Below are 20,131 nucleotides of genomic sequence, written 5' to 3'. Positions count from 1 at the left end.
AACTCACGCGTGAGAAACACTACAGGTAGTTTCAAAAGCCCACAATAGCTCACGCGTGAGATTTTTATTTGTCACAAATGCTGACGCCCCCTGTGGGAGCGAGCTTGCTCGCGATAGCGGTTTATCCGTTTGCAGAGAGGCTGGATTTACCGACGCCATCGCGAGCAAGCTTGAACTGGTCAAGTAATCCCGGACACCGATTACGGTGTTTATGCCGCTTTTTGCTCCATGGCTATTGGCGACAGGTAGTTGTTGTAGCTGTGGAGCCTGGTGCGGTTGTAGTACATGAAGAAACGCACCATGTCCGTTTTTGCCTCCTCGATCAGGCTGTAGCCGTTGCGAGGTACCCACTCTGACTTCAGTGTGCCGAAAAAACGCTCTATTGGAGCGTTGTCCCAGCACTGTCCCCGATGACTCATGCTTTGCACAATGCCGTGGCGGGTCAGTTCTTCTTGAAACTTGCGACTGGTGTACTGACATCCTTGGTCTGAGTGAAACATCAGCCCTGGAGGACACGTTCGTACAGCTGTCGCCATGCGTAGCGCTTTGCTGACTAGGTTGGCCTCATTAACCAGAGAAAAAGCCCAACCAATAACCCTGCGAGCAAACAAATCGATCACGATGGCCAGATGAATCCAGCGTTTACCCACCATCAGGCTGGTAACGTCGCCACACCAAACCTGATCGATTGCAGTCGGTTTGAAGTTGCGTTTGAGCCGATTAGGCGCGACAAATGCCTCCACGCCTTTGGATCTAAATGGATGCGGCTGGCGTTGTTTACTGACAATGTTGGCTTCCCTCATCAGCGCTCTGACCAGGCTTCTTCCCGCTGCAATATTTTGCGATTTCAGGCCCTTGCTGATCATCCTGGAGCCCATGGCTTCGCGACTTTCACTGTGCAGTTCAACGACTTTCAGCCTGAGTTCTTCACGTCTGATCCGCGGCTTGGATCGCCGCTGAATCCACTCATAAAAGCTGCTGCGCTTCACGCCGAACACACGACACACCACGGCCGTCGGAAATGACTCTCTTAGCTCTGCGATCATCGGAAACGATCGGGATCCGACATCAAGAGAGCGGTAGCCTTTTTTAGGATTTCAGCTTCCATCTCCATGCGCTTGATCTTGGCTTTTAGCTCCTGGATCTGGCGCTGATCGTCAGTAATCGCCTTGGTGCCTTTAACTGGCTGGCCCTCGCGTTCCTTACGAACCTGATCAACCCAGCGCCGTAAAGCGGTGGGTCCGATGTCCAGAGATGCACAAACTTCTGGTACCGGGCAGTTATCATCAAGCACCATGCTGGCAGCATGCAGCTTGAACTCGCGGGTATAGACCTTTCTTTCGTTCATGGAACCTCCAAGTTGGCGAAATCATATCGCCCTTAAGAGGTGTCCGGAATTATTAGGCCAGTTCAGCTCGGCTCCCACAGTTTTTTTGAGCGCTCACAGATCAGGCGTCCACCATCGATCCTCTGTGGGAGCTGAGCTTGCTCGCGATAGCGGTTTATCCGTTTGCAGAGAGGCTGGATTTACCGACGCTATCGCGAGCAAGCTCGGCTCCCACAGTTTTTTGAGCGTTCACAGATCAGGCGTCCACCATCGATCCTCTGTGGGAGCTGAGCTTGCTCGCGATAGCGGTTTATCCGTTTGCAGAGAGGCCGGATTTACCGACGCCATCGCGAGCAAGCTCGGCTCCCACAGTTTTTTTGAGCGTTCACAGATCAGGCGTCCACCATCGATCCTCTGTGGGAGCGAGCTTGCTCGCGATAGCGGTTTATCCGTTTGCAGAGAGGCTGGATTTACCGACGCCATCGCGAGCAAGCTCGGCTCCCACAGTTTTTTTGAGCGTTCACAGATCAGGCGTCCACCATCGATCCTCTGTGGGGGGAGCTGAGCTTGCTCGCGATAGCGGTTTATCCGTTTGCAGAGAGGCTGGATTTACCGACGTCATCGCGAGCAAGCTCGCTCCCACAGTTTTTTTGAGCGTTCACAGATCAGGCGTCCACCATCGATCCTCTGTGGGAGCTGAGCTTGCTCGCGATAGCGGTATATCAGTTTGCAGAGATGCTGGATTTACCGACGCCATCGCGAGCAAGCTCGCTCCCACAGTTTTTTTTGAGCGTTCACAGATCAGGCGTCCACCATCGATCCTCTGTGGGAGCGAGCTTGCTCGCGATGGCGGTGGGTCAGCTTGCATTGATGCTGGATGCAAGACCGTCATCGCGAGCAAGCTCGGCTCCCACAGGGGGAGCTCCACAGGCTGCAACATCAGTTGTCGCTGCTGATGGCGGCTTACGGATAGCTGAAGCTCTTGACCAGCGTCAGCTCGCCCACCGCCCGCATCGGCACGACGAAGGTTTCCATCTTCTCGTTCGGCGTGCCTTCCTCCGTGATCACGGTGACCTGCGCGGTGGTCAGGGCTTGTTGCGCTTGCTCTCCACCACCCTCACCCTCTTCGCCGTCCTCTTCACTGCGATAACCGCCGCCGTAGTAGTTCACATACACCAGGTACTGGCCTTTGATCGGCGCCGGCATGGCGAAGATTTCCGGGCCGTAGCCGGTGGTGACGTCGACGTCGAGGGCGGCTCCGTTGGCAGCGGCGCGGTCGCCGTACCAGATGTGCGCACCATCGGGGGTGACCAGGTGCAGGTCCAGGTCGGTGCCGTCGCTGTCCCAGGTCAGCAACACCCGCAGCTTGGCCGGCGTGGCGCCGCCACTGGTGTTGAGAAATTGCGTGCGGTGGCGCTGCTGGCCGTCGGCGCTGCGCACTTCCACGCTGTTGCTGCCGTTGGGGAACGAGAACGGCCGGTCGAAGCGACCTTCGCCATCCAGCTTCAGCGGCAAGCTGACACCATTGACGATCAACTGACCCGGCGCATTGCTGTCCTTGGGCGCGCCTTTGATCTGCCCGGTAATGCGGGCGGTGTTGGCCTGGCCTGGGGGCGTGTTGACCGACGAGGCCGGGTAGTTGACGGTCTGGCTGAAGCTTTCGCCTTCACCGCCCGGCGCCCCGCTGCGCCAGCCGCCAACGGGAGTGTCGAGCTTGATGGCGTCAGCGGCCATGGCCGGAGGCAACGCGGTCAGGGCGCAGAGCAACAGCAAGACCTGTGGATAACGGAGTGTCATGGTCTATTCCAGCAAGAGGTGACGGGCGAGCCCTTCGATATAGGTTTCGTCCTGGCCGTTGGGGTGAGCTTCGAAGGCCAGGTGCAGATATTCATGGGTCAGGTCGAGGCGGTCTTGCAGCGACAGCACGCCGCGCACATAGATGCGCTGGCGCTCGCGGTCGACATACGGCCGGCCAAAGGCAACGCGACAGACGGCGAAAGCGCTGATTTCGTTGTAGCCCACTTCACCTTCCAGCCGCTCACGCCAGCCCCGGCGCTGCTTGAGCAGCCAGTCCTGGGCGGCGGGCAGCGCCTCGCAGGACGCCACCGGATTGTCCCAACGGCTTAGGCTGGCACGCGGGTAGGCGTGCAGCAGGATGGCGTCGTAGCGTTGACCGGCGTTGGCTTGCTCTACGGCTTGCGCCCAGGACAGCTTGTCCGGGCCGGGCTGGTCGGAGTGGTAGGTGACGTCGGTGCCGGCCAGGACCAGGTCGCTGGTCCAGGCGGCAATGGCGCGGGTTTCAGGCGCCGCCGGGCGCGGCGCGACGCGCTGGCGATGGCTGCTGTCGTCGATGCTCAAGCAATCGCCGTTGCGTTGGGCGTTCTGCAGCAGATAGGTGCGGATCGCCACGGCCAAGGCCTTGGCGGCTTCGACGGGCTCGGCCTTGGCTTCGCGCTGCAGGACCCGGGCGACGTATTCCTCCCGGTCCAGGCGCGCCACCAGCTTGCCGGGCATCAGGAACAGCTCGCCATCACTGTGGATGTCCAATTGGTTGCCGTTGGTGAATTCGACGCGGTAGTCACCGCGCAATTGACCCGGCGCGGCAGGCCGGTCACCGGCCATCACCCGCTGCCAGGGATAGCGGGCAAACAGGCCGACTTCCACGCAACGCCCGGTTTCCGCCGGCCAGCGCGACGGCAATGCCGCCGCCAAACCTTCGCCGTAGACCTTCAGGACCTGCTGGCTGGTGCCACGGCCACCGGCCCACACCGGGGTGCCGTCGGCCAGCCAACCGGCGAAACCGCCTTGTCGGGAGGAAGGCCCCTGGTCACCCAGCCAGCTCCAGGTCTTGACCCGCAGGCGACTGCCCAACTCGCCGACCAGCCGCCCGTCCGCCGCGCCGAGCACCACATCCAGCAGCACCCGACGGGCCTGGTCCTGGGCCGGCAGCATGGCCAGGGCCTTGAGCAGTTCCGCGACCGACACCTGCGTCTGGGGCTGCAAGGTCGACAGGTCCAACAACCAGGCCGGCGCCTGGCGGGCCTGCCAGTAAGCGCGCCAGTTCGAAGCCGACAGCCCGAGCCGTTGCGGTTCGAAATACAAACCGCAGGATTTCACCAAGGCTTGATCGCGACCGATGCTCTGCCCGGCATTGCAGCAATAGACCTCTTCCTTCGACTCGCCGCGGCACTCATAGACCGGCTCGCGAGCGTTGGTGTCCACCAACCAGGCGTAGACAAACAGTTTCCACAGACTGCCCAGTGGCGCCTGCAAGGAAGCAGGCAGCGGCTGGCGATCCAGCACCTGGGCCTGGCTCACTCGCAGCAATTGACCGTCGAAGGCCAGGCGCAACGGCTCGTCCTGCGCCGTTGCCAGCGCAGGGATCAAGCACAACAACCACCCAACCCACCGCCCGCGCATGTCAGTTGACCGTGACCTGACCAAGCGCAGGTTTCTGTTCACGAGCCTGATTCTGCGGCGCGTAGACCTGGGTGAAGCGCACCGGTGGCAAGGTGAACTGGCCCTTCTGGGAGAAGCGCACCAAGTGCCGCAGGCGCAGCTCGCCACTGAGGGCGTCCACCGGTACCGCGTACGCCATCTGGCCGGGCTCGAAGCGGGCCTTTTCCAGGGACGTCGGTTCGCTGTCGGCCTTGCCCATCAACTGGATGCCCCACGTGGTGCGCTCCACATCGGCGCCCGGCGGCAGCGGCACTTCGAGCATGCCGTAGCGCAGCGGCGTCGAGGCCTTGCTGTTGATGATCACTTCATCCAGATAGAGGCTGTCGCTGGACAACGGTTTGTTGCCCACGGCTTCGAGCTTGAAGGTGAAGGCCTCGTCCCCCGGTACCAGGCGCGACAGGCGCCGGGTGATGGACACCGCCATTGGCGCTACCGGTGGTTGCTGGCTCTGGAAGCTCAGTGCCGCTTGCAATGGGCGCTCCTGGGCACCGGTCAGGGTCAGCGTCGTTGGAAGCTGCACGCCCTGCCACTGCCAGTAGGTTTCACCGGTCGCGCCCTGCTTGGCGGCCCAGCCTTCGCCCGGTGCCAAGGCCACGGCCGGCGCTGCCTGTTCGATGCTGCGCTGCAACCAGGTCAGGGCCAGGGCCCGTTCCAGGGTGGACTGCTGTGGCAACACGCGCTCCAGCAGCGCGGTGGCGCGGGCCTGATCGAAGCTCTGCAACGACAGCACCAGGGCCTCGACGAACGGCTGGGAGCTGAGTTCCAGTTGCTGTTGCGCCGCATCGGCTTGACGGCTGAAGGCCGCCGGCAACGGCACCTTGGCCTGTTTCGCCAGGGACGCGGTCAGGACACGGGCGCTGGCCAAGCCAAGGGCCGAATCCGGCGCGTACATGACCAGGCTGTCTTCACCGCTGTCCAGCACGCTCTCGGTGCTGTCTTCACTGGCCTTCGCCAGATCGTCCATCAGGCCGCTGAGCAAGGTGTTCACCGGCAGTTGCATCTGCTTGGCGAACGACAGGATCAACGCCCGTTGCAGCAGCGGCGTATCTCCGGCCTGCTTGGCGTAGACCTCCAGCACCCGCTGCCAGTGTTCCGGCGGCAGGCTCAGGGCCAGGGCCTGGCTGGCGTGCCAGTCGGCGTAATAGGCATAGGCGGTGAGGAAGGCATCCGGCTCACCGTCCTGGCCCCACCAGGTGAAGCTCGCCGACGGCCCGGCCATCTGCACCAGGCGCAAGCGGCTGTTTTGCATGATCAACCGCAAGCGGTCGCGGATCTGCGGGTTCGACGCCAGGGTCGGATAGGCGATGCTCAACGGCAACAGACGGCTGGCGGTCTGCTCGACGCCTCCGTACGGGTAGCTCAGGAGGTCGTCCAGGGCTGAACGGAACAACGCTTGCGGGCTGTCATCCAGGCGCAGGCGAATATCGCTGGCGTCGGCCGGCAGGGTCAGCGGGGTGTCGGTGCCCAACACGTCAACGCGCTGGCTCTGGGTGACTTGCCAGCCGTTGCCAATGGCGTTCAAGTGCATGGCCAGGGCATCCTGGGTTTCGCCGTTCAACTGCAACTGCACGCTCAAGTCGCCACTGCTCAGCTCCATGGCTGGCAGCGCCACGTAGTTGATGCCGTTTTTCAGCTCCGCCACCACACGCTGTTCAGCACCGGCGTAACGAATCAGCAGTTCGGCCTTCAGTGGTTTTTCCGATTGGCTGAACGCGAACAGGCCCAGTTGCGGCTTGTCGCCCGTGCGGAAACGGGTCGGGCCGCTCCACTTCAGGTACAGCGGTTTTTCCGAGGCGATGAACTGTTTCTTCTGCCCCACCTGGCCGTCGTCAGCGATCGCCTTGGCCGTGATGCGCCAGCGGGTCAGGGAGTCCGGCATCTTGAAGGTGAAGCGCGCCTTGCCGCTGGCGTCGGTGACCAACTCCGGCTGCCAAGCGGCGGTGTCGACGTCTTCACGCCGCGGCCGCTCCAGCACCTTGACCCCACGTTCGCTGCGGTTGGCCTTGCCCGGCGCACCGGGGCTGCCTGGCAGCGCCACGTCGTAGCTGATGAACGACAGGCTGGCACTGGTGCGCACGTTGTTGCGGCGCGGGTGATAGAAGAACTGGTCGATGGTCGGCGCGACTTCCGGTTGCAGGGCATAGACCATTTCGTCCACCACGCTGACCGTCAGGTGCGCCGGGATCGCCTTGCCGGCGAACTGGGTGCTCAGGTCCACGGTCACCGTGTCGCCGGGGCGGTAAGTCGCCTTGTCGGTGACGACGGCAACGTCGATCTGCGGCGTGACCACCTTGATGCCGGCGTTCTGGAAGCTGTACTGGCCGCCCTTGGTGTACAGCACCGAGAAGGTCAGGTTGGGCGCAAAGCTATCCTTCACGGCGATGCGCGCGCGGTATTGGGTGTCGCTGAGTTTTTCCATCTTCAGCCAGTCGCCGCCCTTGGACAGCAGTGCCGTGGCCTCGACCTTGTCCCGCTCCAGCGACAGCAACGCATCGCTGACCGGTTCCGGGAAGGTGATCAGCGCCAGCGCTTCGTCACCGGTCTTGTATTCAGGCTTGTCGAAGACGATCTCGACCGTGCCCGGCACGGCCTTGATGCCTTCACCGGTCACCGCATGGGCGGCGGCGCCGATGACCCGGCCATGGTCGTCCTTGAGCGTCAGGTTGTAGGTGCCCGGGCGCTCGAAGGTCAGGTTGAAGCCCTTGTCCTTGGCCGCCAGCTTGCCTTCGCCGGTGCTCTGGTCTTCCAGGCGCACCCAGGCGTAGCTGCCGGGTGTCACGGCCTTGGCTTGCTCGTTGCCACCTTCGTTGGCGTAGCTGAACGCCACTTTCTGGCCGACGGCGCTGAACCGCTGGGGAGCACTCAGGCGGAAGTTCGCCGCGCCACGGTCGATGAGGATTTCCTTGGTGGTCTTGACTCGATACGCCGCACCATCGCTGGCGAACACGGTGAGGGTGTAGCGGCTCGGCTTGTCGGCGGCCGGCAGGTCGAGGGTCGCGTTGCCCTTGGCGTCGGTGGTCACTTCGCTGCTGGTCAGTTCCACCGGGAATTGCCCCAGGTATTGCAGCTCGTTATCCACCATCGACAGTTGCTGGGCGCGCAGGCTCAGGCTCACTTTGGCATTCACCACGGGCTTGCCGTCCGGGTACAGCAACACGAGGTTGCCCTTGACCGGCTCGCCGGTCCGGTAATCCTGCTTGGCCAGGTTCAAGGCGATCTCGAAGTGCGGCTTGATGTATTCGGCCACGCGGAAGGCGCTGCTGTAGAGCTGGTCCTTGTAGCTGAAGCGCAGTTCATAACCGCCGGCCACGGCGTTTTCCGGCAGTTGGAAACGACCTTGGGTGCCGGCCTTGGCGTCCAGCTTCAGGGCCAGGGTTTGCAGCGCGGTGCCGGTGGCGTCCAGCACGCTGACATTCACGTCGGCGGCGGTCGGCTGTACCGAATCACGGGCGTTCTTGAACTCACGGCCAACGATTTTCAGCGACACCCAATCCCCCGGGCGGTACAGCGGCCGGTCGGTGAAGGCATAGAGTTTGGTGTCGTAGATTTCGCTGTCGTAATAGAAGTTTTCCGAGACGAATACCCCGCCCTCCTCGTCTTCACCGATCACGAACGAACGTTCCGGACTGACGTGCTTGAGGCGCAGCAGACCGTCTTCATCGGTGGCACCGCTGCTCATCACGCCCAGGCCGTCGGTCCACAGCACATTGACCTTGGGCACCGAACGCCCTTCATGCTTGCGTGCGGCCCAGACCAGCAATTCGTCGCCGGCAATCTTGCTCACGGCCACGGTGTTGGAGACGAAGACCATGGTGGTCGCGCGGTATTTGCCGATCAGCGCTTCCACCAGGTACAGGCCCGGCTTCAACTGGCCCAGCGGCACATAGACATTGCCTGGCGCGACGCTGACGAACTCACTGGAGGAACCGGCCAGGTTGACCCCGGCTGGCGGCTGGATCGGCTTGGCCTGCCACAGCGGATAACGGAACTGGCTGACCACCGGCAAGCCCGGGATCAAGGCGAACTGTGCCGGCGCTTCATACGGCGTCGGCGCGACCAGGGCGTCGCCAATCTTCAATTCCGGCACTTCTTCGGTGACTTGCTGGCGGGACTCGTAGGAGAACGCCCGTTGCATCACCCGACGGGACTTGCGGTACCAGTTGTCCCACAGGTACGCGAGGGTGTTCGACAGGCCTTCGCCCTTGAACTGGCCGTCGCTGACCACGCGGTGCAGGTTCTTCTGGCGCTTGAGGAAATCCAGCGGTTTGTCGATGCGATAGACGCGGATGTCGGCGCCGCCGTAGGGCTCCATGCGGAACCGACGGTAGTCGCGGCCCGGCGCTTCGAGGCGAACCATGGCCTGTTCGTCGCTGGCGAAGCTGCTGTCGGCCAGCAGGAAGAAACTTTCACCGGCCACCGGCGTGTAGCCGCTGGGCTCCACCGTGTCTTCGGCATTCACGACAGGTGCCAGCAACAAGGCGAACAGCAGGGGCAATTTTGAACACAAGCGCAACATGCGGGCACCGGTCATTGGGAGAGAAAGTTGAGTCGATAGACGCCGATGAAGTTGGGGTTGGCTGCGTCGGGTATCCATCGGGTGTCCTTCCAGTTCATGAGTTGTTGCAGGCTTGCAGAGCGCATGCCGTTGTCAGTAGGGGTTGTAGTGCCGGTGTGATAGGCGATGTAGCGGCCCATCCAGATCATCAGGTGCTGGTCGTCGCCCTGGTCGAAGAACATCAGGTCGCCGGGACGGGCCTGGGCGACATCGCGGCCCACCAGGCGACTGTTGAACTGGATCAGCTTGATGGCGTTGACGTAGGGCCCGACCTTGCCGCCGCCCTGCTGCCATTGCTGGGCGAGGCGCCGTTGCGCATCGCTGAGCGGCAGTTCCGGCGGCAGGTAGCGATTGGACAGGCCATTGCTGCGCAGCCATTTTTCATCGTGGACCTTGAGCGCTTCGTTGGCGGCAAAACGCACCAGCCCGGCGCAGTCCTGCTGATACCAGCGCGGGCTCGGGCCTCTGCTCAGTTGTTCCTGGGCAATGCGCACGAACCAGGCGCGAAAGACCTGGGATTGCTGTACATCCAGCGCCGGCGCCTCGACGGCAAGCGCCGGCCCGCCGAGCAGCAACGCCAGCAGCAACGTCAACGCGGGGTTGCGGATCAGTGCTGTCACAGCGCTTTCCATTCCAGCGGCAGCCACTGCCAGTGACCATCCGGCTCGCTGCCTGCAGGCAAGGTCAGCGCGTACTTGCCATAGCCACCGAGGGTGCGCAGCTTCGGGATCAGGTAGGTTTGCGCGGCGTTGTAGAACACCGGCTCCATGTCCTGGGGCAAGCTGTCGAGGGTTTCACGCTGCATCAGTTGCGCCATGGAATCCGGGCCGAAGTAGACCGGCATCAGCAGGTCCTTGGGCACGACGTCGGCCATGGGCGGGAAGCGCTTGTCGAGGGTGCCCAGGGCCTTGTCCACGAGTTTGTCATCGAGGGAGAACAGCAAGGTCGAACCGTGGCGTGCCAGGCTGACCCGCAGGAACGCCTTGCCGGTAATCGCCTCGGGCTGCTCCGCTTCCTTGGCCAGGTAGGGGCCGAAATTGGAGCTAACCTGACGCAACCACTGGTGGGTCGAGCCTTGTTGTTTCTCGACGACCGGGAAGGCATGTTCGGCGACATTGTTTTCGTAGGCGCCGACCATCGAACCGAACAGGTTGCCAAGGTCGGCATCGAGCTTGCCATCGTCTTCATTCAGGCTCGCCACCAACAGCGGCGTGTACAGGCGCGAATCGGCGTACCAGCACAGGCCTGCGGCGCCGGCCACATGGTCGACCATGGCCTGGGCGGCTTTTTCGTCGGCGCCGAGTTTGACCAGCAGCGGTTTCTGTTGCTCGGCGGCCAGGGGCAAGGCTACGCAGGCGCTGGCGCCCATGGGCATGGCTTGCCAGATCGGCTTGAAGTCGAAGTCCGGCTGGTTCTCCAGCTCGTCCATGGCCAGGAAGCTGTGCCAGCCCTTGTCGTCCATGTCGAAACGCAAACCGGCGAAGTTCGGGATGAAACGCTGGTAGCCCATGGCGAGCACGCTGGCGTTGACCGAGATGCGTTGCTTGACCTCCGGCGCCTTGGGCGGCAGGCCGAAGGCTTCGGGGAACAGTTTGTCGCCGTTGAGCAAGGCAGCCAGGGCAGTCGTCGAAACGCTGCCCGGTTCAACCGCGGAGCCGCTGGCCGGGTCGTACAGCTTGGTCGGGTTGGACAGCACCACCAGCTTGTCGCCATGGGAGGCGAAGAGCAGGGATTTGCTGGCGTTGTAGCTGAGCTGGTAGAGCGCAACGTCGTCACCGCCGACCTTCAGGTCGCTGAGCTTGCTCAGTTGCGCGTCATCCAGTGCGACTTTCGCCAACGGCTCCAGCACCTTCGCCAGGCCGCCGCGATCCATCACCAACAGGAAATCCTTGAGGCGACCGTCCGCACCGCGCCACAACGCGACATCGGCCGGCTGGTCGAAAAGCTCTTCGATCAGGCTGTCCTGCAGCTTGAGGTCATGCTCGTAGATGATCCGGCGCAGGCTGCCGATCAGCCCGAGGCGGTCGGCGTGGGCCTCGTAATAGAAGACGAAGTCCTCGGTGAGCGTGGCCTTGAGGAACGGCACCGCCAACAGGTCCTTGGGCAACTGGCTCAGGGAATGCGCCTCGAGCAAGCCGTCGGGGCGGCTCAGGCCGAGTTTTTCCAACGCCAACTCCATGGGCGGCGCCTTGGGCTTGGTCATGAACCAGCCCAACCCGGCGGCCACACCCGCGACCAGGCACAGCCCGATCAGTATCGCCGGCCAGCGGCGCACAGGTTTGGCGACAGGGGTCGGCGTGGTCGGGGAAGCAGTGTTGTCGCTCATATTCACAAGGGCCTGTTCATCCGTGGAGCGGATACTTAGTAATTGAAAGTCTTGACCAGCAACAGATCGCCAATGGCGCGCAGGGGCACGACAAAGGTCTCGCGTTTTTCATCGACGGTGTTTTCGTTGAGCACCAAGTTGATCTGCGAGGTGATCACCTCGTTCTGGTTGCTGGCCTCATCAAAGTTGTAGCCGCCGCTGCCGTAGTTGCCCCAATAATTCACGTAGACCAGGTAGGTGCCGTGCATCGGCGCGGTCATGGTGAACATTTCAGGGCCGGGGCCGTCGACGCCGTCCGGGTCGAGGCCGCCGCCATTGGTCAGCGCCGGCCGGCCGAAGAACGCATGTTGGCCGTCGGGTGTGACGATATGCAGATCGAGTTCGGCCTGGGGGTCGTCCCAGCCCAGCACCACGCGGATCTGTGCCGGGGTGCGCAGGTTGTTGGCTTCATAGAATTGCACGCGCTTGAGGGAGCGGCCTTCGGAGCTGCGCACCTCGACGCTGTTGGAACCGGCGCCGAACGCATACGGTCGGGCGAAACGGCCCTCGTCGTCGGTATAGAGATTCAGTGGATTGCCGTTGACCGCCAGGCTATGGGGCTGGCGAGCCGTGCCCATGTCCTTGATCCGGCCCTCGATCATCGTGCGGTTGCGCTGCACGCCCCGGTCGATGGGCGGGGTGGGATAGGCGACCTGGGGGTTTTCCGTGCGATCGAGCAGGCCACTGTAGCGCCAGCCCCCGACCGGCTCCGACAGCTCGGCCGAAGGCTCGGCCCACGCCAACGGCGCACCGAGCAACACGATCAATAAAGAAAGAAAACGCACGTATGCCTCCTGCCATGCACAACGCAACCCGGCGCCCTTCCTCGGCGCTGCTTGTCATTATTCGGGTTTCGTCTGGAGGCCCCGTTACAAGGGGCCGTAGATGGCGCGAAGAGTAGCTATTCGGCAGATTTTCCACAATCGGGGAACACGCGATTCTGTGTGGGAAATCACGTACTGGGAGGTGCGTGAGCCGAATAGCAGGCGTATTCGGCTCACGAAATGAGCCGAATACGAAAACTGACGTTTATTTCGGAGGCAAACCCGTGGCGAGGGAGCTTGCTCCCGCTGGGCTGCGAAGCGGCCCCTACCTGCTGGGCTTGAAACGGATTGCGACTGCTGCGCAGTCGAGCGGGAGCAAGCTCCCTCGCCACAAAAGCGGGTCGGTGCAAGCCCGTTGTCCCGCTTCGATCCCCCCGCCCTGATTTGCCCCAAAACCCCATGTCTGCTAGTGTCGCGCCGGTTTAACAGTCAACCGGAATAGCCGCCATGGCCCGCAAAAAAGCTGCACTGGATTTCGAACAATCTCTGGCCGACCTGCAAATACTGGTCGAACGGCTGGAGAACGGCGAATTGTCGCTGGAAGACTCGCTGACCGCCTTCGAGCAGGGTATCGGCTTGACTCGCGACTGCCAGGCGGCGCTGGCCCAGGCCGAGCAGAAAGTGCAATTGCTGCTCGAGCGCGACGGTGAGCTGACCGAAGAGCCTTTCGACGCGGAACAACCTGAATGATCGGTGCCTATCAGGCCAGCAGCCAGGCCCGGGTCAATGCTGCACTGGATACGTTGTTCAGCGCCCCGAGCCCGGAACTGGCGCGCCTGTACGAAGCCATGCGCTACAGCGTCATGAACGGCGGCAAGCGTGTGCGGCCGCTGTTGGCCTATGCCGCGTGCGAAGCCTTGGGCGGCCAGGCCGAACATGCCAACGGCGCGGCCTGCGCGGTGGAGCTGATCCACGCGTATTCGCTGGTGCACGACGACTTGCCAGCCATGGACGATGATGACCTGCGCCGCGGCCAGCCGACCACCCACAAACAATTCGACGAAGCCTGCGCGATCCTGGCCGGCGACGGCTTGCAGAGCCTGGCCTTCAGCGCCCTGCTGGACCCGGCCCTGAGCGACTGCCCGGCGCAGATTCGCCTGGACATGGTCAGCGCCCTGGCGTTGGCGGCGGGCCCCGCTGGAATGGTCGGCGGCCAGGCCATCGACTTGGGTTCGGTGGGCCTGAAGCTGGACCAGGACGCCCTGGAATACATGCACCGGCACAAGACCGGCGCGCTGATCGAGGCCAGCGTCCAACTCGGTGCCCTGGCCAGCGGTCGGTCCACCCCCGAGCAGTTGCAAGCCTTGCAGACCTACGCCCGGGCCATTGGCCTGGCGTTCCAGGTGCAGGACGACATCCTCGACGTGGAAAGCGATACCCAGACCCTCGGCAAACGCCAGGGCGCCGATATCGCCCGGGACAAGCCGACCTACCCGGCCCTGCTCGGCCTCGCCGCGGCCAAGGTCTACGCCCTGGAGTTGCGCGACCAGGCCTTGGCCGCGCTGCGACCCTTTGACGCGGCGGCCGAACCGTTGCGCGACTTGGCGCGCTATATCGTCGAACGACGTAGCTGATACAGGGTCAACCCATTCATAAGTGCGTATCGGCCAAGTTCCGGCCTACGCGTGGGCAGCTTGCGATGCATAAGGTAAACTGCCGCCTCTTTCTATACCTATAACGATTCGCCTGATGCCCACGACGTTTCAAGAGATTCCCCGCAAGCGCCCGACCACGCCCCTGCTGGACCGCGCCAACACGCCGGACGGCCTGCGTCGCCTGGGTGAAGCCGAGCTGGAAACCCTGGCCGATGAGTTGCGCCTGGAACTGCTCTATACAGTCGGCCAGACCGGTGGGCACTTCGGTGCCGGCCTGGGCGTCATCGAGCTGACGATCGCGCTGCACTACGTGTTCGACACCCCGGACGATCGGCTGGTGTGGGACGTCGGGCACCAGGCCTATCCGCACAAGATCCTCACCGATCGTCGCGAGCGCATGGGCACGCTGCGCCAGAAGGACGGCATCGCCGCCTTCCCGCGTCGCTCCGAGAGTGAATACGACACCTTTGGCGTCGGCCATTCCAGTACGTCCATCAGCGCCGCCCTGGGCATGGCGATTGCCGCCCGCCTGCAAAACAGCGAGCGCAAGGCCATTGCCGTGATCGGCGACGGCGCACTGACCGCGGGCATGGCCTTCGAGGCGCTGAACCATGCGCCGGAAGTCAACGCCAACATGCTGGTGATCCTCAACGACAACGACATGTCGATCTCGCGCAATGTCGGCGGGTTGTCCAACTACCTGGCGAAGATCCTCTCCAGCCGCACCTACGCCAGCATGCGCGAAGGCAGCAAGAAGGTGTTGTCGCGCCTGCCCGGTGCCTGGGAAATCGCCCGCCGTACCGAAGAGTACGCCAAGGGCATGCTGGTGCCCGGCACGCTGTTCGAAGAACTGGGCTGGAACTACATCGGCCCCATCGACGGCCACGACCTGCCGACCCTGATCGCCACCCTGCGCAACATGCGCGACCTCAAGGGCCCGCAGTTCCTGCACGTGGTCACCAAGAAAGGCAAAGGCTTCGCCCCGGCGGAGGTCGACCCGATCGGCTACCACGCCATCACCAAGCTCGAACCCCTGGACGCACCGGCCGCCGCGCCGAAAAAAGCCGGTGGACCGAAGTATTCCAGCGTTTTCGGCCAATGGCTGTGCGACATGGCCGCCGCCGATCCACGCCTGGTGGGCATTACCCCGGCGATGAAGGAAGGCTCGGACCTGGTGGCGTTCAGCGAACGCTACCCGCAGCGCTATTTCGACGTGGCGATTGCCGAGCAGCACGCCGTGACCCTCGCCGCCGGCATGGCCTGCGAAGGTGCCAAGCCCGTGGTGGCGATCTATTCGACCTTCCTGCAACGGGCCTACGACCAGTTGATCCATGACGTGGCGGTGCAGAACCTCGACGTGCTGTTCGCCATCGACCGCGCCGGCCTGGTGGGCGAAGACGGCCCGACCCACGCCGGCAGCTTCGACCTGTCGTTCCTGCGCTGCATCCCCGGCATGCTGGTGATGACCCCGAGCGATGAAAACGAGCTGCGCAAGATGCTCACCACCGGCCACCTGTTCAATGGCCCGGCGGCGGTGCGCTACCCTCGTGGCACCGGCCCGAACGCGCCCCTCTCGACCGACCTCGAACCCATCGAGATCGGCAAGGGCGTGATCCGCCGCCAGGGCAAGCAAACCGCCCTGCTGGTGTTCGGCGTGCAACTGGCCGAGGCCTTGAAAGTCGCCGACACCTTGGACGCTACCGTGGTGGACATGCGTTTCGTCAAACCCCTGGACGAAGCCCTGGTGCGCGAGATGGCCGGCAGCCATGACCTGCTGGTGACCATCGAGGAAAACGCCATCATGGGCGGTGCCGGCGCGGCGGTCAGCGAGTTCCTGGCCCGGGAGAACATCCTCAAGTCGGTGCTGCACCTGGGCCTGCCGGACAGCTACGTCGAACACGCCAAGCCGGCGCAGATGCTGGCCGAATGCGGGCTGGACGAGGCGGGGATCGAAGCGGCGGTGCGTCAGCGGTTGCAGTTGTTGGGCCTGTAAGTTCAGCCAACACAAGCCCCTGTGGGAGCGAGCTTGCTCGCGATAGCGGTGTGTCAGCCAATGGATGACTTGACTGATCTTCCGCCATCGCGAGCAAGCTCGCTCCCACAAGGGGTTTGTGCAGACCAGAAATGTCCGGAACCCCATGAAACTCCGCCTCGCCCTCACCCTCTCTCTGCTACCCACCCCCGACCTGCTGGCCGACACCTTCGAACGCGACCAGGCCTTGAAGCTGCCCGACATCGTGATCAGCGCCAACCGCCAGGTCGAGGCCCGTAACGACAGCAGTGCCGCCAACACCGTGTTCACCCGCGACGACATCGAGCGCTTGCAACCGGCCAGTGTCACGGACTTGCTCAGCCGCGTGCCGGGTGTGCAAGTGGCGCCGCTGGGTGGACGCGGCAGCCTGCCGGGGATTTACATTCGCGGGACCAAATCGGCCCAGAGCCTGGTGCTGGTGGACGGCCAGCGCATCGGCAATGCCACCTCCGGTGACAGCAACCTGCAACGCCTGAACATCAACCAGATCGAGCGCGTGGAAGTGCTGCGTGGTTCGCGCTCGGTGATCTACGGCGCCGACGCGGTGGGCGGGGTGATCCAGATTTTCACCCGGCGCGGCAACACCCAGGGCCTGCAACCGCGCCTGCACGTGGGGGTCGGCAGCCACCAGACCTGGGAGCGCAGCCTGGGCCTGTCCGGCGGCGACGAGCAGACCCGTTTCAACCTCGGTGCCAGCCTCGACGACAGCGCTGGCAGCAACCGGACCCACGAGTCCTACGCCAGCGACCGCGACGACGATGCCAACCGCAACCAGCCCTTCAGCCTGAGCCTGAGCCATGCGGCCAGCGATGACCTGGAAGTTGGCCTGAACCTGCTGGATAACCGCGGCAAAAGCGAATACGACAACCCGTTCGGCCGCTTCGACCCGAGCACTTTCGAGTCCTTGCCCCAGCAACCCTACAGCGAGTTCGCGGTGAGCAGCTTCAGCACCTATGTGGACGGGCGCATCAACGACACCTGGAAATCCCGCCTGGAACTGGGCCACAGCGAGAACCGCGAAAAGACCTTCGACAAGCTCAGCGATGTCCGCGAAGTCTTCAACACCTACCGCGATTCGGTGACCTGGCAGAACGATGTGACGCTGGACGAGCGCAACAGCCTGATCGTCGGCGGCGACTGGTATCAGGACCGGGTCAACAGCAGCACGCCGTTCGACGAGGACAGCCGCTGGAACCGTGCAGCGTTCATCCAGCACCGCTTCCAGGCCGAAACGTTCTCGACGGAACTGGGCCTGCGTCGCGACCAGAACCAACAGTTTGGCGGCCAGAACAGTTGGAGCGGCACCCTCACCGTGCCGGTCAATCCGGCCAACGACCTGTTGCTGACCTACAGTGAGAGCTTCCGCGCACCGACCTTCAATGACCTGTACTACCCGGACTTCAGCAACCCCGACCTGAAGCCCGAGACGGCCAAGAGCTACGAGCTGCAGTGGCGCAGCCAACTGAGCGACAGCGCCCGCCTGGAAACCTCGCTGTACCGCACCGACCTGGAAGACGCGATCATTTTTGGCCGCGACTCACGCCCGCAGAACGTCGCCTCGGCGCGGATCGACGGCTTTGAAATGGCCTACCTGCAGGATGTCTTCGGCTGGCAGGGCAATCTGGCCCTGGCCATCATCGACCCGCGCGACCGCGACAGCGGTCACACCCTGGCCCGCCGCGCCCGGCGGACCTTGAGCCTGGACCTGGACCGGCAATTCGATCGCCTCGGCCTGGGCGCCACCTGGCAAGCGGTGAGCGGCAGCTATGACGACGAAGACAACCGCAACGCCTTGGGCGGCTATGCCCTGCTCGGGTTGCGCGGCAGTTGGGCGCTGACCCGGGAGGTGAAGCTGGAGATGAAGGTGGATAACCTGCTGGACAAGGGTTACAGCCGGGCGCTGTATAGCCATGATGGCGGGCAGTATGGGTATCGGGAGGAAGGTCGGGCGTGGTTGTTTGGGGTGACTTGGACCCCGTCACTCTGATCCAGGAACAACTGTGGTGTCTGGTCTGGCCTCATCGCGAGCAAGCTCGCTCCCACAGGGATTTCACAACAGGTTAACTGTGGGAGCGAGCTTGCTCGCGATTACAGGCGCCGCGGCCTATCGGTCTGGCGCAATCAACTCACATAGCCGCGCCGTCGCCTCGATCATCTGCCCACTGGGCCGTTCCAGGCCTTTGTCATTGACCAACAACAAGCGCCCCTGCGCCACCGGCCAGGTTTTCCAGGCATCGAGCTGCGTCTGTTCCGTGGCCAGGATGACGTGCGGACTACGTTGCAGCACCGCTTCCACACTCACCTGCGGCGCCGGCACGCTCAGATCGGCAAAAACGTTGTGGGCACCGCACACGCTCAGCGCATCACTGATGATCTGCCCGCCACCAACGGTGTACAGCGGCCGGTCCCAGACCTGGTAGAACACCGGCAACGGCGGGTCCCGGCGATAGCGCTGGCGTAGCGCCTCGAGACGTCCGCGCAACTGCGCCGCCCGTTGTACGCCCCGCTCCGGGCGGCCGAGCTGCTTGGCGATGGCTTCGATTTGCGTGATGAGTTGGTCGAGGCTGCGGGGCTCGGCGACATGGATGGGGATGCCCAGGCCCTTGAGCTGCTCGCGCTGGGCCGGGCCGACACTGCCAGGCCAGAGCAGGAGCAGATCGGGCTTGAGGCTGAGCAAGCGCTCCATGTCCAGTTGCCCGTAACGGCCTACCGAAGGCACGTCCTTGAGCGCCGGCGGGCGATCCCCGCCATCCAGCACGCCCACCAACAGGTCGGCGGAGCCCAGTTCAACGACGATTTCCGACAGCGACGGCGCCAGGCTGACGACCCGCGAGGCGGCCATCGTCGAGGCGCTGACGGCCAGCAGCAAGACCGCCAGCCAGCGGTTCATCAGCCGAGTTGACGCGGGATGCGGTACAGGTAGAACAACACGGCGGTCGACAAGGCCAGCAACATCAACGGCACGGCTTCCAGGCCCACGAATACCGCCAGGGCGCCGATCCAGGCTGGCAGCCCGGCCACCAGGAAAGCGGCGCGGCGACGGGCCGCCAGGTCGATCCAGGCCTGGGGCTCTTCGGGTGTGTCGAGGGCTTTCTGGGTGGCGACCAGGGCCTGTTTATACGGCCCGAAGAATCGCAGGCTGACAAACATCGACGCCAGGCCGGCAATGAACAACGGCATCGCCAGCACCGGCAGAATCGCTTCGCCCTGGCCGAACACCGCATTGATCACAAACAGTGGCAGCAAGGCCAGGGCCAGGTATTTCCACCAACTGACCGACAGCCGCCGCCGAACCTGACCGCGCGTCACGCCCGGTCAACCTCGCCTTGGTGCTCGTTGCCCATCATGTGGTCGAGCTTGCTGGCCTTGGTTGCCAGGTAGAGCTTGTTGTGGGGGTTGTGACCGGTGTGCAGCGGCACACGCTCGGCCACCACGATGCCCATGTCAGTCAACGCCTTGACCTTGCGTGGGTTGTTGGTCATCAAGCGCAGCGACTTCACGCCCAGATGCTCCAGCATCGGCAGGCAGATGCTGTAGTCACGCAGGTCGGCGGCAAAGCCCAGGCGTTCGTTGGCTTCCACGGTATCGGCGCCGCCATCTTGCAGTTCATAGGCGCGGATCTTGTTCAACAGGCCAATGCCACGGCCTTCCTGGCGCAGGTACAGCAACACGCCACGGCCTTCGCGGGCGATGGCCTGCAGCGCGGCCTCGAGTTGCGAACCGCAATCGCAGCGCTGGCTGAACAGGGCATCACCGGTCAGGCATTCGGAGTGCAGGCGACCCAGCACCGGAGAACCGTCGGCGAAATCACCCAGGCTGAGCACGACGTGCTCGCGGCCGGTGGCTTCATCGAGAAAACCATGCATGGTGAATTGCGCAAAGGGCGTTGGCAGCTTGGAAGCGGCAACAAAAACGACAGGCACCGGTGTGCTCCTGATCTAGTACTGGAGTTTCGCAGAGGCGGGCATTGTAAC

The 20,131-nt window shown here is 63.4% G+C and carries 15 protein-coding genes; 4 read left to right on the top strand and 11 right to left on the bottom strand.

The window, feature by feature from the left end:
- Positions 1 to 209 precede the first annotated feature (209 nt).
- The 8 genes from AO356_RS15060 to AO356_RS15025 all read right to left on the bottom strand — a co-directional run bounded on the left by AO356_RS15060 (position 210) and on the right by AO356_RS15025 (position 12,491).
- Positions 210 to 1,046, bottom strand: a complete 837-nt coding sequence (locus tag AO356_RS15060; RefSeq protein ID WP_060738274.1) for an IS3 family transposase — start codon at positions 1,044 to 1,046, stop codon at positions 210 to 212.
- The gene (locus AO356_RS33070; RefSeq protein ID WP_060738273.1) at positions 1,043 to 1,348 is read right to left on the bottom strand and encodes an IS3 family transposase; all 306 of its coding nucleotides are present in this window, start codon (positions 1,346 to 1,348) and stop codon (positions 1,043 to 1,045) included. The genes AO356_RS15060 and AO356_RS33070 overlap by 4 nt, the downstream gene beginning before the upstream one ends.
- Before the next feature lie 942 nt (positions 1,349 to 2,290).
- Positions 2,291 to 3,124 carry a YfaP family protein gene (locus AO356_RS15050; RefSeq protein ID WP_060740432.1) on the bottom strand — a complete coding sequence of 278 codons (834 nt, stop codon included), beginning with the start codon at positions 3,122 to 3,124 and terminating at the stop codon, positions 2,291 to 2,293.
- A 3-nt stretch (positions 3,125 to 3,127) separates the two neighbouring features.
- The gene (locus AO356_RS15045) at positions 3,128 to 4,747 is read right to left on the bottom strand and encodes a DUF2300 domain-containing protein (protein ID WP_060740431.1); all 1,620 of its coding nucleotides are present in this window, start codon (positions 4,745 to 4,747) and stop codon (positions 3,128 to 3,130) included.
- A gap of 1 nt (position 4,748) precedes the next feature.
- Positions 4,749 to 9,317 carry an alpha-2-macroglobulin family protein gene (locus tag AO356_RS15040; protein WP_081015363.1) on the bottom strand — a complete coding sequence of 1,523 codons (4,569 nt, stop codon included), beginning with the start codon at positions 9,315 to 9,317 and terminating at the stop codon, positions 4,749 to 4,751.
- Positions 9,314 to 9,973 carry a DUF1175 domain-containing protein gene (locus AO356_RS15035; protein ID WP_060740429.1) on the bottom strand — a complete coding sequence of 220 codons (660 nt, stop codon included), beginning with the start codon at positions 9,971 to 9,973 and terminating at the stop codon, positions 9,314 to 9,316. Before AO356_RS15035 ends, AO356_RS15040 begins: the two co-directional genes overlap by 4 nt.
- Positions 9,958 to 11,667 (bottom strand): DUF2138 domain-containing protein, encoded by a 1,710-nt coding sequence (locus AO356_RS15030; RefSeq protein ID WP_060740428.1) that lies wholly within the window; start codon positions 11,665 to 11,667, stop codon positions 9,958 to 9,960. Before AO356_RS15030 ends, AO356_RS15035 begins: the two co-directional genes overlap by 16 nt.
- Positions 11,668 to 11,702: 35 nt before the next feature.
- Complete coding sequence (locus tag AO356_RS15025; protein WP_060740427.1) at positions 11,703 to 12,491, bottom strand: YfaP family protein; 789 nt, start codon at positions 12,489 to 12,491, stop codon at positions 11,703 to 11,705.
- Positions 12,492 to 12,977: 486 nt separating this feature from the next.
- Between AO356_RS15025 and AO356_RS15020 the strand changes: the two genes are divergently transcribed.
- The 4 genes from AO356_RS15020 (at position 12,978) to AO356_RS15005 (ending at position 18,144) form a co-directional block, all read left to right on the top strand.
- Positions 12,978 to 13,220 carry an exodeoxyribonuclease VII small subunit gene (locus AO356_RS15020; protein WP_060740426.1) on the top strand — a complete coding sequence of 81 codons (243 nt, stop codon included), beginning with the start codon at positions 12,978 to 12,980 and terminating at the stop codon, positions 13,218 to 13,220.
- Positions 13,217 to 14,104: a polyprenyl synthetase family protein gene (locus AO356_RS15015; RefSeq protein WP_060740425.1), complete on the top strand. Its 888-nt coding sequence runs from the start codon at positions 13,217 to 13,219 to the stop codon at positions 14,102 to 14,104. Before AO356_RS15020 ends, AO356_RS15015 begins: the two co-directional genes overlap by 4 nt.
- A 115-nt stretch (positions 14,105 to 14,219) precedes the next feature.
- A complete protein-coding gene (gene dxs, locus AO356_RS15010) occupies positions 14,220 to 16,118 on the top strand; it encodes a 1-deoxy-D-xylulose-5-phosphate synthase (protein ID WP_060740424.1) in 1,899 nt (632 codons plus the stop codon).
- Positions 16,119 to 16,263: 145 nt separating this feature from the next.
- Entirely contained in the window at positions 16,264 to 18,144 is a 1,881-nt protein-coding gene (locus tag AO356_RS15005; RefSeq protein ID WP_060740423.1) for a TonB-dependent receptor domain-containing protein, read from the top strand.
- Between the two features lie 117 nt (positions 18,145 to 18,261).
- Here the strand turns inward: AO356_RS15005 and AO356_RS15000 are convergent, their stop codons facing one another.
- From AO356_RS15000 to ribA, 3 genes are read right to left on the bottom strand one after another with little or no spacing between them, the layout of a single operon-like run.
- Entirely contained in the window at positions 18,262 to 19,047 is a 786-nt protein-coding gene (locus AO356_RS15000) for a cobalamin-binding protein (protein WP_060740422.1), read from the bottom strand.
- The gene (locus AO356_RS14995) at positions 19,047 to 19,466 is read right to left on the bottom strand and encodes a hypothetical protein (RefSeq protein WP_060740421.1); all 420 of its coding nucleotides are present in this window, start codon (positions 19,464 to 19,466) and stop codon (positions 19,047 to 19,049) included. The genes AO356_RS15000 and AO356_RS14995 overlap by 1 nt, the downstream gene beginning before the upstream one ends.
- A complete protein-coding gene (gene ribA / locus AO356_RS14990) occupies positions 19,463 to 20,080 on the bottom strand; it encodes a GTP cyclohydrolase II (protein WP_014340439.1) in 618 nt (205 codons plus the stop codon). Before ribA ends, AO356_RS14995 begins: the two co-directional genes overlap by 4 nt.
- Positions 20,081 to 20,131: the final 51 nt, after the last annotated feature.

Origin of the sequence: Pseudomonas fluorescens (assembly GCF_001307275.1) — a bacterium.
GTDB lineage: Bacteria > Pseudomonadota > Gammaproteobacteria > Pseudomonadales > Pseudomonadaceae > Aquipseudomonas > Aquipseudomonas fluorescens_AA.
This window is presented reverse-complemented; position numbering and strand designations above follow the sequence as displayed.